At 64.9% G+C, this 14,289-nt stretch carries 16 protein-coding genes; 10 read left to right on the top strand and 6 right to left on the bottom strand.

Features of this window, described 5'->3' with window-relative positions; translation table 11 throughout:
• Positions 1-226: 226 nt before the first annotated feature.
• Positions 227-1,360, top strand: coding sequence for a DJ-1/PfpI family protein (locus QA642_RS19910; RefSeq protein WP_283086139.1), 1,134 nt, complete (start codon positions 227-229; stop codon positions 1,358-1,360).
• A 56-nt stretch (positions 1,361-1,416) separates the two neighbouring features.
• Here QA642_RS19910 and QA642_RS19905 read toward each other — a convergent pair whose 3' ends face one another.
• On the bottom strand, positions 1,417-1,803 hold the full coding sequence (locus QA642_RS19905) for a hypothetical protein (protein WP_283086138.1): 387 nt from the start codon (positions 1,801-1,803) through the stop codon (positions 1,417-1,419).
• 146 nt (positions 1,804-1,949) lie between these two features.
• Between QA642_RS19905 and QA642_RS19900 the strand changes: the two genes are divergently transcribed.
• Both QA642_RS19900 and QA642_RS19895 read left to right on the top strand, forming a co-directional pair.
• On the top strand, positions 1,950-2,456 hold the full coding sequence (locus tag QA642_RS19900; protein WP_283086933.1) for a GNAT family N-acetyltransferase: 507 nt from the start codon (positions 1,950-1,952) through the stop codon (positions 2,454-2,456).
• Positions 2,457-2,582: 126 nt separating this feature from the next.
• Positions 2,583-2,879 (top strand): hypothetical protein, encoded by a 297-nt coding sequence (locus tag QA642_RS19895; RefSeq protein ID WP_283086137.1) that lies wholly within the window; start codon positions 2,583-2,585, stop codon positions 2,877-2,879.
• A gap of 75 nt (positions 2,880-2,954) precedes the next feature.
• On the opposite strand, the gene QA642_RS19890 is transcribed toward QA642_RS19895, so the two are convergent.
• Entirely contained in the window at positions 2,955-4,901 is a 1,947-nt protein-coding gene (locus QA642_RS19890) for a DEAD/DEAH box helicase (protein ID WP_283086136.1), read from the bottom strand.
• A gap of 245 nt (positions 4,902-5,146) precedes the next feature.
• On the opposite strand from QA642_RS19890, the gene QA642_RS19885 reads away from it, so the two are divergent.
• The 3 genes from QA642_RS19885 to QA642_RS19875 all read left to right on the top strand — a co-directional run bounded on the left by QA642_RS19885 (position 5,147) and on the right by QA642_RS19875 (position 6,905).
• Complete coding sequence (locus tag QA642_RS19885; protein ID WP_283086135.1) at positions 5,147-5,659, top strand: hypothetical protein; 513 nt, start codon at positions 5,147-5,149, stop codon at positions 5,657-5,659.
• An 86-nt stretch (positions 5,660-5,745) separates the two neighbouring features.
• On the top strand, positions 5,746-6,486 hold the full coding sequence (locus tag QA642_RS19880; RefSeq protein ID WP_283086134.1) for a metallophosphoesterase family protein: 741 nt from the start codon (positions 5,746-5,748) through the stop codon (positions 6,484-6,486).
• A gap of 65 nt (positions 6,487-6,551) precedes the next feature.
• Complete coding sequence (locus tag QA642_RS19875; protein ID WP_283086133.1) at positions 6,552-6,905, top strand: cupin domain-containing protein; 354 nt, start codon at positions 6,552-6,554, stop codon at positions 6,903-6,905.
• Positions 6,906-7,025: 120 nt separating this feature from the next.
• Here QA642_RS19875 and QA642_RS19870 read toward each other — a convergent pair whose 3' ends face one another.
• From QA642_RS19870 to QA642_RS19855, 4 genes are all read right to left on the bottom strand, one after another.
• Entirely contained in the window at positions 7,026-7,538 is a 513-nt protein-coding gene (locus tag QA642_RS19870) for a hypothetical protein (RefSeq protein ID WP_283086132.1), read from the bottom strand.
• A gap of 98 nt (positions 7,539-7,636) precedes the next feature.
• Positions 7,637-8,059 carry a VOC family protein gene (locus QA642_RS19865; RefSeq protein ID WP_283086131.1) on the bottom strand — a complete coding sequence of 141 codons (423 nt, stop codon included), beginning with the start codon at positions 8,057-8,059 and terminating at the stop codon, positions 7,637-7,639.
• A 126-nt stretch (positions 8,060-8,185) separates the two neighbouring features.
• Positions 8,186-9,337: a zinc-binding dehydrogenase gene (locus QA642_RS19860; RefSeq protein WP_283086130.1), complete on the bottom strand. Its 1,152-nt coding sequence runs from the start codon at positions 9,335-9,337 to the stop codon at positions 8,186-8,188.
• Positions 9,338-9,469: 132 nt separating this feature from the next.
• Positions 9,470-10,108, bottom strand: a complete 639-nt coding sequence (locus QA642_RS19855) for a Clp protease N-terminal domain-containing protein (protein WP_283086129.1) — start codon at positions 10,106-10,108, stop codon at positions 9,470-9,472.
• Positions 10,109-10,431: 323 nt separating this feature from the next.
• Here QA642_RS19855 and QA642_RS19850 point away from each other — a divergent pair, with 323 nt between their 5' ends.
• The 4 genes from QA642_RS19850 to QA642_RS19835 all read left to right on the top strand — a co-directional run bounded on the left by QA642_RS19850 (position 10,432) and on the right by QA642_RS19835 (position 14,284).
• A complete protein-coding gene (locus QA642_RS19850) occupies positions 10,432-10,911 on the top strand; it encodes a GNAT family N-acetyltransferase (RefSeq protein WP_283086128.1) in 480 nt (159 codons plus the stop codon).
• 136 nt (positions 10,912-11,047) lie between these two features.
• On the top strand, positions 11,048-11,764 hold the full coding sequence (locus QA642_RS19845; RefSeq protein ID WP_283086127.1) for an alpha/beta hydrolase: 717 nt from the start codon (positions 11,048-11,050) through the stop codon (positions 11,762-11,764).
• A 103-nt stretch (positions 11,765-11,867) separates the two neighbouring features.
• Positions 11,868-13,064 carry an MFS transporter gene (locus QA642_RS19840; RefSeq protein WP_283086126.1) on the top strand — a complete coding sequence of 399 codons (1,197 nt, stop codon included), beginning with the start codon at positions 11,868-11,870 and terminating at the stop codon, positions 13,062-13,064.
• A 53-nt stretch (positions 13,065-13,117) separates the two neighbouring features.
• Positions 13,118-14,284: an MFS transporter gene (locus QA642_RS19835; protein WP_283086125.1), complete on the top strand. Its 1,167-nt coding sequence runs from the start codon at positions 13,118-13,120 to the stop codon at positions 14,282-14,284.
• Positions 14,285-14,289: the final 5 nt, after the last annotated feature.

The raw sequence follows: 14,289 nt of genomic DNA, 5'->3' as shown, positions 1-14,289 counted from the left end.
TGAATTTATTCAATTCGTGCGCCCAAAGCGGCGCAGATTGCGTCTTACATCTTTGAAGTTGTTGCGATCGCGTGCGCCAACTTGAGATCAGGCGCAGCAATTCTTGTCATGAGGCAAACGATCGCGCTTGCGGCATGACCTTTTTTGCCGGATTTGCGTCATTCCCGATGCCGTCCCGGGCGGATAGCTTCCGCACCATATGACGCAGCCGCGATCGGGTGACATCATGATTTGGCGCATTGTGGCATGGAGCGCCCTCGGAGGGCTGGCGGCGCTCGCGGCGATCGGCGGAACCTGGTTGCTGTTGCTGCCCGGCGCGCCGGCACGGGGAGCCGCACCCGCAATATCGAGCGAGGAGTCCGGGGCGACGCTCGCCGCGCTGAAGCCGCCGAAGCGAAGGCGTCCCCTCATCGCCATCATCGGCATCAACGACAAGAGCGAGACGACCGATTATCTGATGCCCTACGGCATCCTCGCGCGCGCCGATGTCGCCGATGTCGTGACGCTGGCGACGCGGCCGGGTCCCGTGACTCTCTATCCCGCGCTGAAGGTGCAGCCGCACGCGACGATCGCGGCGTTCGACGCCGACCATCCCGACGGCGCCGACTATGTCATCGTGCCGGCGATGACGCTGGAAGACGACGCGGCCGCCTTGCGGTGGATCCGGAGCCAGGCCGGCAAGGGCGCAACGGTCATCGCCGTCTGCGTCGGCGCCATGGTCGTTGCCAATACCGGGCTGCTCGACGGCAAGCGAGCCACGACGCACTGGTATTCCGTGCGGGACCTGAAGAAGCATTCCGCGATCCGCTATGCAGCCGACCGCAGGCTGGTCGTCCACCGCGGCGTTGCGACGACGACCGGCATCACGGCATCCATGCCGATGGCTCTCACGCTGATCGAGGCCATCGCCGGCCGCGCCAGGGCCGAAGCGGTCGCCCGCGACATCGGTCTTGCGGCATGGGATGCGCGCCACCGCAGTGACGCGTTCCAGTTCACGCGCCCCTTCGCGCTGACCGCGATCGCAAACACGCTCGCACTCTGGGGCCGGGAGCAGCTCGGGATCGCGCTGACACCAGGCATCGACGAGGTATCGCTCGCGCTGATCGCCGATGCGTGGTCGCGGACCTATCGCTCGCGCGCCCTCACCTTCGCCGCCACGGATCAGGCGCAGACGAGCCGCAGCGGCCTCGGCATCCTGCCCGACAGGATCGCGGCCGACTGGCCGGCGACGCACACCCCGCCGGCCGCAGCCGGATTGCCGCCGGTGCAGGCGCTAGACCAGACATTGCTTGCCATCGACGCACGCTACGGGCCGCGCACAGCCGATTTCGTAGCGATGCAGCTCGAATATCCGAGATAACCGAGCCGCACGCGGCCCGGTGCGCTCGCAAAGTGAGGCACCGAGCGCGCGATTGGTCAGGGCATCGCCAGATGCCAGGCGCCGTTCAGAAAACCGTCGCCGCTGATGTCGCCGGGCTTGGTGTCCTTGGCGAAGGTGTAGAGCGGCTTGCCCTTGTAAGCCCACTGCTTCGAGCCGTCGTCGCGCGTGATGATGGTGTAGCCATCGCCGGCGGCATCGCTGGCCTCGGCCTTCAGCACCGGCCAGTTCGTCGCACAGGGACCGTTGCAGGCCGACTTGCCGTCCATATCCTTGTCGAAGGTGTAGAGCGTCATGCCCTTGGCATCGGTGAGCACGGTGCCCTTGTCGGTCTTGCCCGTCCTGGTCGGCGGCGCGGCGAAGGCAGCTGGGATGATTGCGAGCGAGGCTGCAAGCGCGAGTGCGAAGCGGATCGAGGACGTCATGGGATCTCCTGTCATGCAATTGGTTTGCATAGGTAGGACGCCGCGCGGCGCCACCTATTCCTGAGGGCGCTGCAAGGATATTTTTCGCTGCGCGCATCGTCGCGGAGGAATAAATTGGGATGATCGAGATGGAACGACGGACCGAGATGAACAAGCCGCATTGGCGTCCCGCCCGCGCATCGGACCTGCCCGCGATCAGCATGATCGCGGCGCGCATCCATCCTGATCTGCCCGAGCGCCCCGAAGTGCTCGCGGAGAAGATGCGGCTCTATCCCGACGGCTGCCGCGTGCTCATCGCGGACGATGCGATCGCCGGCTATGGACTCGCCCACCCCTGGACGCAGCACCACATTCCGCCGCTCGACGGCTTCCTGCAAACATTGCCTGAGGATGCCGACTGTCTCTACGTGCACGACGTCGCCGTGTTGCCCGACTTTCGCGGCGGCGCAGCGCGCGGCTATGTCACGACGGTCGAGACGCTGGCGCGCGCCTCAGGCCTCACGACGCTCGCGCTGGTCTCGGTCTATGCCACGCGGCCGCTGTGGGAACGGCTCGGCTTTCGGCCCGTCACCACGGATGAGCAATTGCGCGCCAAGCTCGCCTCCTATGGCGGGGCTGCGATCTACATGCTGCGCGACCTCACTGCGACGTAACGTCCCTCCCCGCCAGCCCGGCTCACGCGGGCGTGAAGCCCCGCTCCCGAACCGACTTCGATCAGCGTCCGTCGAAGCTGTGTGCGGACCGTTCCGGTCTCGCCGAACCGAGACTGGAGAATGTCCATGACACTCACATTGTCGAAAGTTGCCTTGATTGCGTTCGCTGCAACGGCCGCATTCAGCGCGACCAGTGCCAACGCAGCGCAGTACCGGACCTATGGCTGCGACACCGCCTTCTTCGAAGGCTGCACGGGCTTCATCGAAGCACCGCAGCAGGGCGGACGCCGCGTGGTTCGCATCACCAACGACATCTCGCCCATCTACATGCGGCAGACCGATCCGCGTTACAACACCTCGCTGCGTGATGCCGGCGGCGGAGGTGGTGGCGGCGGAGGTGGTGGTGGCGGTGGCGGCCGTTGAGCTCCCAACGACTTTTCAGATGATGTCGCCGGGGCGATCCGGCGGCATCGCTGTTTCACGCTGAACGGTGTCCGATCAGCCGCGGCGTTTCTTCTTCTTCGCCTTCTTGCCCGGCGCGCCCTTCACGGGCCACGGCGTGACCGACGGCTCTGCGTGGCCAGGCTTGTTCTTGTGCTTCTTTTTCTTTCCGAACGAAGGCGCATCGTCGAATCGCGGCCCGCGCTCGCCGAGCACCTTGCCGCGCGGCTTGAACTCACGTGCATCGCGCGGGCGATCGCCCTGACGTTCACGATGATCGCCGTCGTCCCTCTCGCGCCGCGGCGCGTGTGACCGCTCCTCCGAAGGCGCCTGCCGCTGCGGCGCATCCGCCATCGGCTCGATGCGGATGCTGTCTTCCTTGTCCGGGCGCTTGATCTTCGCGGCGAAGGCGTCTGCGACCCGCTCCGAGATCTCGAACTCGGTGGTGGTGTCCATGATCTTGATCGCGCCGATGTCGCGCTTGTCGATGCCGCCGCGGCGGCAGATCATCGGCAAGAGCCAGCGCGCCTCCGCATTCTTGCGCCGCCCGATCGCGGCACGGAACCAGACGCTGGCCTCCGCCATGCCGTGTTTCGACGACGATTTGCCGGACTTCGATCGCGGCTTGGCGGGACGATCATCCCCTCCTTCAAACCTCTCGCGACCGCGCTCGTCGCGTGGCCTGCCGCTCCGCTCGCCGGGATCGATGATGTCCTCGGGCGACGGCAGCCGCGCGCGATATAGCCGCGCCAGTGCCGCTGCGATATCCTCGGCCGACCGCTCGGCCAAGAGCGCCTGTGCCAGTGCCAGATCGTCGGCGGTGGTCTCCTCGGTGAACAGCACGTCCTTCATGCGCTCGTGATCGAGCTTGCGGATCTCGTCCGCTTGCGGCGCGGTGCCCCAGGCCGCGTCGACACCTGCAAGATTGAGCAGCAGGTCCGCGCGCCGCCGCCTTGCCGGCGGCACCAGCAGGACGCTGGTCCCTTTTCGCCCGGCGCGCCCGGTGCGACCCGAGCGATGCTGCATGACCTCGGCATCATTCGGCAGGTCGGCATGGATGACGAGGTCGAGACTCGGTAGATCGATGCCGCGGGCGGCAACGTCGGTCGCAACGCAGACGCGGGCGCGGCCGTCCCGCAGCGACTGCAGCGCCAGCGTGCGCTCGTTCTGCGTCAGTTCGCCCGACAGAGCGACCACGGCGAAGCCGCGTTCCAGCAGCGCCGCCTGCAAATGCCTGACCGCATCGCGCGTGCTGCAAAACACCAGCGCGCTCGGCGCCTCGAAGAAGCGCAGCACGTTGACGACGGCGTGCTCGACATCGCCGGGCGCGATCCGGATCGCGCGGTACTCGATGTCGGCGTGACCGCCCTCGTCACCGGCGACCTCGATCCGGAATGCGTCGCGCTGATATTGCCGCGCCAGCGCGACGATGCCGCGCGGAAAGGTCGCCGAGAACAGCAGCGTCCGGCGCGTCTCCGGCGTGGTCTCGAGGATGAACTCCATGTCCTCGCGGAAGCCGAGATTGAGCATCTCGTCGGCCTCGTCGAGCACGACCGCGGCGAGTTCGGAGATGTCGAGGCGGCCGCGGCGCAAATGATCGCAGAGACGGCCGGGCGTGCCGACGACAATGTGCGCGCCGGCGGCCAGCTCGCGCTGCTCGCGGCGCGGATCCATGCCGCCGACGCAGGAGACGACGCGCCCGCCCGCATGTCCATAAAGCCAGGCCAGCTCGCGCTGGACCTGAAGCGCGAGCTCGCGGGTCGGCGCCACGATCAAAGCGAGCGGTGCGGCCGCGGGTGCGAACTGCTCGGCATCGTCGAGGAGATTTTTGGCGATCGCCAATCCATAGGCGACCGTCTTGCCGGAGCCCGTCTGGGCCGAGACCAGCAGGTCGCGGCCAGCGGCTTCGTGGGCGAGCACCGCGAGCTGGACGGGGGTCAGTGAATCATAGTTCCGCTCGGCCAAAGCTCGGGCGAGCGGCGGGGTCAGGGCCGGAAGAGACACGGGATAGGAAACCTTGGTTGATTCAGGCGCGGAATGGTGAACCGGCAGACCTGAGCTGGCGTGCGCGGCAATCGGCCCGGCCGCACGCTGGCGATGTGATTGAGGGCTCTTTACGCCAAGCGCCGGGAAATCACCATGCCTCTGATGCATGGCTTTGCGACAAGAGCCGCGCCTGAAGGTTGCAGCGGATTTTTGCCGCCACCTTGATTAACCTGAAGCCAACCGGCTCCCAAGGGAACGACCGCGTGACGCCTTCCATCAAACGCGCCTGCGGCGATTGCACGCTTTGCTGCAAGGTCATGGCCATCGAGGCGCTGGCCAAATCGGCAGGAAGCTGGTGCCGGCACTGCAAACCCGGCCAGGGCTGCGCGATCTACGCCGAACGCCCGGCCGAATGCGCGAGCTTCAGCTGCCTCTGGCTCGTCAACGACCTCCTCGACGAGCGCTGGAAGCCGAGCCGTTCAAAACTGGTCCTGACCACGTCCGACGACGGCATCGAAATCCGCTGCGACCCAGGCTCTCCGAACGCCTGGCGCAGGGAGCCCTACGCCAGCGAGATCCACGCCTGGACGGTGGAAGGCGAGCGCAACGACATGACGGTGGTCGTGATCATCGGCCAGCGCATGATCCTGGTCACGCCGGAGCGCGAGTTCGATCTCGGCATCGTCGGACCGGATGATCGCATCGTGCGCGAGCTGGAGGGTACGAAGGTCGTGGGCGTGACGGTGGTGAAGGAGAGTCAGATCAGCCATGGCTAATTAGTGAATGTCCTATCAGCCGATGCTAGATAAGTCCGGTGACCTGGCGCAGTCAAATTCAGGCAACACGGCATGGGAGCACCACGATGCGATTGGCAGTCATTTCCGATATCCACGGCAATCTTGCCGCGTTGAAAGCGGTGCTGGCCGACATCAAAGCGCGCGGCGCCGACCGTACGATCAACCTCGGCGATTGCGTCACCAGCCCCTTGTGGCCAAAGGAAACTTTCGAAGCTCTCCAGTCGCTATCGTTGCCGACCGTGCGCGGAAACCACGATCGCTGGATCGAGGAGTTTCCAGACAACAAGCTCTCGCCGGCAGGTTTGTTTGCGCGCAACGCATTGACTGCGGAGCAGCGTCGCGCACTGCACAGCCTCCCCTCCCAAATACGACTAGACGACGGGATCCTGGCCTGCCACGGCACGCCCACCGACGATATGACGTGTCTGTTGGAAGAAGCGCTCGAGGACGGCCGCTTCGTGCCAGCACGTCGCGACGTGCTGACCGCGCGCCTTTCGAGCGAGCCGACGGCGCGCGTGGTCCTTTGTGGTCACAGTCACCGCCAGGCGGCTGTTCAAGGGCCGGGCGACTGTCTGGTTCTCAATCCCGGCAGTGTTGGTTGCCCGGTGTTCGCGGACATTCCCTTTGCCGCAAACCTGGAGCACCGCTCGCCTCACGCCCGCTACGCGATCCTCACGAAGCGAACGAGAGGCTGGCAAGTCGAACTGCTAGCCCTGGAATACGACTGGGAAGCCGCGTCCGCGCAGGCGCTCGCCAACGGCCGTCCGGATTGGGCGCACGCCATGTTGTCCGGATATGTCAAATAGCCAGCCTTGCCGCGCCGGCCATTCGATCCCAAATCCTGCTCACGAGAACGCATCTGGGGTGAAACATGGCCGACAGCATATCGCTTGCCAACAGGCTCGCGACCTTCGAGGATTTCTGGTCGCCGCGCACGGTTACGACCTTCAACGATTGCGATGTGATGGTGGTGAAGGTGAAGGGCGAGTTCACCTGGCACAAGCATGACGACACCGACGATTTCTTTCTCGTCCTGAAAGGCAAGCTGGACATCGAATTGCGCGATCGCACCGTGACGCTCGGACCGGGCGAACTCTACGTCGTGCCAAAAGGTGTCGAGCATCGCCCGGTGGCGCGCGAGGAGGTTCACCTGATGCTGATCGAGCCGACCGGTACGCCGAACACGGGCGACAAGGCAACCGCCGCCGCGCGCAAGCGCGCCTAAAGCACGATGAGATTAGGATGAATCGTCATCGCGCTTTAGGTTGTTGTTTGAGCATGATCTTTTCGGAAAACCGCTGCGCACTTTTCCGGATCATGCTTTAGAGCACCGTCCGTCGCCGCCCTAATCCTTGGAGGTCACCAATCTGTTGAAGCTGCCGACCAGCCGTGCCCGTGCCCGCACGACATAGTCTTTTGCCGCGCGGCTCAAGGCACGGATCATCCGCCAGGCCTCGGTCGCCCGCAGCCATGCCCTCACCTCGGCGACCTTGCCATACGCCCAGGCGAACGCCGGAATCCGCATCAGCTTGTCACGGGTGAGATGGAACAGGCGCTCGACCAGCACGAGCTTGAGCAGCTCGCCGATGATGAAAGTCACAGCGCCACTCACGATCTGACCGGTTGCCGCGAGGTAAGCCGCCACCGGCTTGATCGGTTCCAGGATGATCACCGGCACGGAAAACAAGGCCAGCGACGGATAAGGCGGCAGCGATTTGATCCAGGCGCGTAACCGCCTGAATTCGAAATGCCGCCCGATCCAGCGCGCGATTGGCCTCGCCACGGCGATGAAGACCGCATCCACCAGAAAGTAGATGGCGGCCAGGATGTAAGTGACGGGTTTCAGGATACGCTTCACTAGACCTCTCCCGCGAAGTGAAAGCCGGAACTTGGGCCTAAGTTTCACCTCGGCGTGGATAACTCGGGGAGATCGGATGGAACTTTTAGGGCTCCCGCTCAGATCTCCGCATAGATTTCCAGCAGATTACCATCGGGATCGCGGAAGAACAGCGTGCGATGTCCGAAGGATTGATCCGTGGGCGGCGACAGCAACACCACGCCCTGACGCACGAGCTCGTCAGCGCATTGATCGACCTCGGCCGCGGACACCTTGAAGGCCAGTTGCAGCGAGGCCGTCCCAGCCGGCACCGGCGCATCGGCCGCGGTCCGCCCCGGTCGTGCCAGGGCCAGCGTGTTGCTCCCGAGGCCGTACTCGATCCAGTTCGGCGAGAGCTCGCGCAGCAGGGATAATGCCAGGACATCCTCGTAGAAGCGCCGCATCGCCGCCATGTCGCGCACGAAGATGACGGTGTAGTCGATCGCGCGGATGGCGCGGAAGGGAGAGCGGGGAGTTGATTCGGTTGTCATCTCGTTCTTCATTCCAAACTCTGACTCGTAGCCCGCGCGAAGCCAACGGGTCGGTGCAAAGCGCCGCCCGACGACAGGCTCCGCGGAATGCGGGACCGGCGCCCCCGATTACGCAGCGCTCGATCCGGGCTACAGTTCCTATTCCACCAGCTCCGGCCACGGCACGATGGTCGACTTTACCGTCTTCATCGCCATCGCGTCCTTCACCGCCTGCGCGACGCCTTCTTCCGTGAACGGATAGATCGTCTGCATCTTCAGCCAGGGATATTTGCCCGCGGTGCGATAGAGCATGTCGACGCCGAGCGGCAGATCGTTGCCGGTGAAGCCCCAGGATCCCAGCACGTTGAGGTCCTTGGTGCAGATGCGGTGCCAGGACGTATCGATCGAGCCTGCGTCGGTGAACTGGCCCATCTCGACATAGGTGCCGCCGTCGCGCAGCATCTCGATGCCTTCGGGGCCGGCGGTCGGATGGCCCGAGCAGTCCATCACCAGATCGGCGCCGAAGCCGCCGACGATCTCGCGCACACGCGCGATGCGCGCCTCGGGCGTTTTGATCTCCTCGATGTTCACGGTCGCCTCCGCGCCGAACTCGCGCGCGAGCTTGAGCCGCGGCTCCTCCGGCGCACCGACGCAGATGACGCGCCCTGCCCCCATCTCCTTTGCGGCCGCGACCGCCAGAATGCCGATCGGGCCCGAGCCCTGGATCACCACCGTGTCGCCCCAGGAAAAGCCGCCGGCGCGCGTGGCACGATTGAAGGCGCGGATGCAGGAGGTCAGCGGCTCGGACAACGCGCCGAGCCGCAGCGACATGTCGTCGGGCAGCTTGTAGATCTTGGTGCCCGGCAGCATGTCGAGATCGACATAGACATATTCGGCCCAGCCGCCCCACATGTGCGGTGCCTTGTCGAAGCCGAGATAGCGGCCGTAATAGACCGGCGTCAGGCATTTGTTGGCCGTCTGCGGGTAGTGAATGCAGTAGTAGCAATGGCCGCAGGGCATCAGCGGCGGGATCATCACCTTTGATCCGACCTTGAGCGGCTTGCTCATGAAGTCCTCGCTGAACTCATCGCCGCACTCGACGATGACTCCGCCGAGCTCGTGGCCGAGCGTGAACGGCCAGGGCAGCGGCTTCGGCCAGTGACCCTTGAGGATATGCAGATCGGTGCCACAGACCCCGCAGGCGCCGACCTTGATCAGCGCGGCCTTCTTCCCGACCTTCGGCCAAGGCACGGTTTTGATGACGGGCTCGCTGCCGGGGCCTGCGTGGGTGCAGACGCGAATCTGGTCCATGGCGGTTTCCTCGCTGCCCGCTTGTTATGATTGATGGTGCGGGTCTGCGATCAGCCTATGACAGCCGTGCGACGTTGGAAATACCGTAGCCCGCATCGCGGCTCCGCAGGGACGGGAACGTTCACCGTCGTCTCAACTAGCGCGAGGAAGCGCACTCTCAAGACGCTCGCCGGTCATTCCATGCTCGCTTAGGAGCCAAACCGCCGGACTCGCGTTCTCGCCGAACATCGTCGCCATCACGTCCAGCCCACTCGTTTCGCGTTGCAGGCTGCGCACGGTCGCACGATGCACGACGCGTCGAAACGCAATCGTCGGCGTTGTGTCGCGCTCGTCGCTGATCATCACCCAGGTGCTCAGCTTGTCATCGATGTATGAGGTCGTGGCTCGCCTCAGGGCTTGAAGGTCAATCTGGTTGGCATTCATCACCTCCAAGGCATCCGGATCATCCAGCAACGCAAGCAAGAGATGCTCTAGCGTGGCGAACTCGTGCTTTCGCGCTTCGGCGTAGGCCAGAGCCCTTTTCAGGGTCAGGTCGAGTTCGTGGGTAAATCCCGCCGGCCATTTGACGCTTGCACGCGGTTGCCGAGACGAGGCCGCACGGGACCCAGGCGATCCGCGTCGAATGGCGGCCGCAAGCGTATTCCAGTCAGCCAAGCCAACCAGCTCGGCAGTCAGTTCGAGGCTTTCGGCAACCGAAATCTTGAGGCCTTTGGAGACAAGAGAGGCGCGCAGCGTTTGCGCCATAGCTTTGGCATCGCGGAAGTCGCGCATGGCTTACTCCTTTGCTTGAACAATTCGGAAAAGCCAGTGCTTGCGTTGCTGGCCCGTTGTTCGGCAAAGGGGCCAAGACGATGCGTGCGATACGTTCACCATTCCCCGAAGGGCGCAAGCGGCAGGTCGTATCTACCAGAGCGAAACGTGGCGCGCCGTCCGCCAAGTGTCAAGAGTGATACGCCGTGGAAATTGCAAATAGTCTACACGCACGTGCTGGGCTACGATGAGTTGGCTCATCGCCTACGCGGAGCAGCGGATACGGAATCGGTGGTCCCGGATTGCGCTTCGCTCCATCCGGGCTACAACCGAAGGCAACGCCGATGCTACGTGACTATCAGCCAGCGGATGCGGACAAGGTCGTGCGCGTCGCGCTCGCCGCCTTCGCGGAATTCGAGCCGCACTTTTCCGATTGGCCGCTGTTTAACGCCAATGTCGCGAAGATGCCGAGGCTTGCCCAGACCGGCGAGATCATCGTCGCCGAAGATGCCGGACGCATCGTCGGTGCAGTCGCCTATATCGGTCCGAAAGCGACGAAGCCTGCGTTCTTCGATCCGCGGTGGCCGGTCATCCGCATGCTGGTGGTCGATCCCTTAGCGCGCGGCAAGGGCGTCGGGCGCCAATTGACGGAAGAGTGCCTGCGCCGCGCCGAGCGCGACCAGGCTCAGGTCATCGCCCTGCACACGACACCGATCATGACGGTCGCACTGTCGATGTATCTGCGTATGGGATTCGTGAAGACCGGCGAGGCACCGGATATTCTGGGCGTGCCCTATGCGGTCTATGTGAAGGCGCTGGGGTAAGATGATGTCGGGATCGATTCTTTGACAGTCGGTTTGAATGACAAGCTGGACTAACAGTGCCTGCGCAGCAAATGGCATCGACATCCATTATCTGCGAACCGGCGGCGATAAGCCTACCCTGATTGCGTTGCATGGATTGACCGGAAGCGGCGCCTGCTGGACGCTACTGGCCCGCGCGCTCCAGGATCGCTACGACCTCATCATGCCGGACGCGCGGGGCCACGGCGCGTCGAGCGCGCCGCGGTTCGGATACCTGTACCGCGACCTTGCCAACGATGTCATTGGTCTCATCGAGACGCTCGGGCTCGAAGCGCCGCTGCTGCTCGGCCATTCCATGGGCGGCATGACGGCGGCTGTCGTTGCGAGCAGAATGGGCGCAGCCATTCGCGGCCTTGTTCTTGCCGACCCGACGTTCCTCAGTCCCGAGCGCCAGCGCGAAGTCCATGACAGCGACGTTGCCGAGCAGCATCGGCGACTGCTCGGTCGGGACAAGGACGAGGTGCTGGCCGAACCGCGGCAGCGGCAACCGCACCGGTCGGGCGAATTGCTCGATCTGATCATCGACGCGCGGCTGCGGACCGAGACGCGTGCCTTCGAGGTGCTCACGCCGCCGAACCCGGATTATCGCGAGTTGGTCAAAGCCATTGCGGCCCCGAGCCTGCTTGTCATCGGAGACAATGGCGTTGTCTCCGTCGAGACGGCGCGGGAGCTGCAGGAGCTCAATCCACGCCTTCGCTGTGAGGTGATCGCGAACGCAGGCCATGGCCTGCCGTATGACAGGCCGGATGCGTTTGCGGCGGTGGTCAGGTCGTTTCTGGAGACGGTGGATGTGCCGCACACCCAATTGTCTTGAGCACCAGCCAGCGAACGTGTAAGGCCCGACCAGTCCCCACCCAGGTGCCCGCTTGAACCCCCTGCCCCAAAATCCCGTGGCCGCGTCCGGATCGTTCGCGGCGATGAAGTCCGTGCCGTACCGGCTCCAGTTCATCGCCTACGTGCTGGCGATGATGGCCGACAATATCGAGCATGTGATCAGCTATTGGGTGGTGTTCCAGAAATTCCACTCGCCGACGCTGGGCGGTTTTGCGGTGCTGTCGCACTGGCTGCCGTTCCTGCTGTTCTCGGTCGCTGTCGGCGGGCTCGCCGACCGGTTCGATCCGCGACGCATCATCCAGTGCGGCATGCTGCTGTTCATCGCGGCCTCCGCCGGCTGGGGCTTCTTCTTCATCACCGATACGATCCAGATGTGGCACGCGATGCTGCTGCTGGTGATCCATGGCTGCGCCGGCGTCCTTTGGCAAACACCGAACCAGCTGCTGCTCTACGACCTCGTCGGCCCCGCCGATCTGCCGAGCGCCGTGCGGCTGAACGCGATGGCGCGCTATCTCGGCATCCTGGTCGGGCCTGCCGTCGGCGGAATCATCATGCTGACGCTCGGCACCTCGCACGGCATCATCTTCAACACGCTGTTCTACCTGCCGATGCTGCTGTGGCTGTTCTGGGCGCCGGTGCGCGACGGCAGCGTGGCGGTCCGGCGCTTCGCCGTACGCGGCTTCGCCGACATCCTGCTCACCATCCGCGCCATCGGCACCCAGCCGATGCTGACGGCGATGACGTGGCTTGCCGGCCTCACCTCCTTCATGATCGGCAATGCCTATCACGCCCAGATGCCCGGCTTTGCCGGCGATCTCGGCCATGGCGATCCTGGCGTCTCCTACAGCGTGCTGCTCGCGGCGGACGCCGCTGGCGCGCTGCTCGCCGGCATCGCGCTGGAATCGTGGGGACGGCTGAAGGGCACGCCGCGCACCGCGATCACGCTCGCAATGCTCTGGAGCGTCGCGTTGCTCGGCTTCGCCGCGGTAAGGATCTATCCGGTGGCGATCGTGCTGCTGTTCTTTGCCGGCTTCTTCGAATTGTCGTTCAACACCATGGCGCAGGCGCTGGTGCAGCTGAACGCGCCGCACGACATCCGCGGCCGCGTCGTCGGCCTCTACAACATGGCCGGCCTCGGCATGCGGGCCTTCAGCGGCATCACCGTCGGCGTGTTCGGTGCTGCGATCGGCATTCACTGGTCGCTCGGGCTTTCGGCGGCGGTGCTACTGGTGCTGCTGTGCCTGCTCTATGGGCGCGCGACGCGGAAGACGGCCGGTTGACTCCCGCCCCTTCCCACCGCACCCTCGGCTGAGGGGCATGGGGAGATGAGCCGTTGCGCAATCGCTGGGGCATTCTTGCGATCCTGTTCCTGGTTCGCCTCACCATTGCGTTCCAATTCCAAAGCGTGGCCGCGGTCGCGCCGCTGCTGCAACAGAGCTTTGGCGTCGGCATCGCCGACATCGGCATCCTGATCGGGCTCTACTTCACGCCCGGTGTGGTGCTGGCGCTGCCGGGCGGCGCGATTGGCCGGAGATTTGGCGACAAACCCACCACGATCGCCGCGCTCCTGCTGATGACCGCGGGCAGCCTCGTCATGGCCTCAACCGACATCTGGGGCTGGCAGATGACAGGCCGGCTCGCCTCCGGCGCCGGCGGCGTGCTGCTGACAGTGCAACTCACCAAAATGGCCGCCGACTGGTTCGCGGGTAAGGAGATCGCGACCGCGATGGCGATCTTCGTCAATTCCTGGCCGGCCGGCATTGGGATCTCGCTGCTGGTATTGCCGGCGCTCGGCACCGCCCATGGCGCGGGCGCGGTGTTCCTCGCCGCCGGCGCCCTCACTGCGATCGGCATTCTCTTGACCATGCTCTATCAGCCGCCGCCCGCAGCAACAGCCGGCCCGGCGGGCTCGGGCCGGCTCGATCCCCTCGCGCTGCTGGCGGTGATCGTCGCGGGCGCGATCTGGGGCCTCTATAATGTCGGCTTCGCCATGATCTTCTCGTTCGGCCCGTCCCTGCTCGCCGAGCGCGGCTGGAGCATCGCCTCCGCAGGCTCGGCGATCAGCGTCGTGATGTGGCTGTCGGTGATCTCGGTGCCGGCGGGCGGCTATCTCGCCGATCGCTTCAAGCGACCCTTTATGTTGGCGATCGCGGCCAGCCTCACTGTGGCCCTGCTGCTGGCCTGGTTGCCGAGGTCGGACGCCGTCATCACCATCCTCGTCCTGATTGGCCTGATCGGCGGTCATCCGGCCGGCCCGATCATGAGCCTCGCCGCCCGCGTGCTCGCCCCGGAGACCAGGGCGATCGGGATGGGCGTGTTCTACACTCTCTTCTATGCCGCGATGATGCTGGGACCGGCCATTGCTGGGCGGCTCGCCAAATCGGCCGGCACCGCCGCGGTCGCGCTCGACCTCGGCGCAATGGCGGTGCTGGCCTGTCCGCCTTTGATGTGGCTTTTCGAGCGCATCGTTTCTGTCCGTCATCGCCGCGCCCAATCCTAACGCGG

Source organism: Bradyrhizobium sp. CB2312 (genome assembly GCF_029714425.1).
In the GTDB taxonomy this organism is placed as follows: Bacteria; Pseudomonadota; Alphaproteobacteria; order Rhizobiales; family Xanthobacteraceae; genus Bradyrhizobium.
Note: the sequence above shows the minus strand (reverse complement) of the source record. Positions and strands in the feature narration are given on the sequence as shown.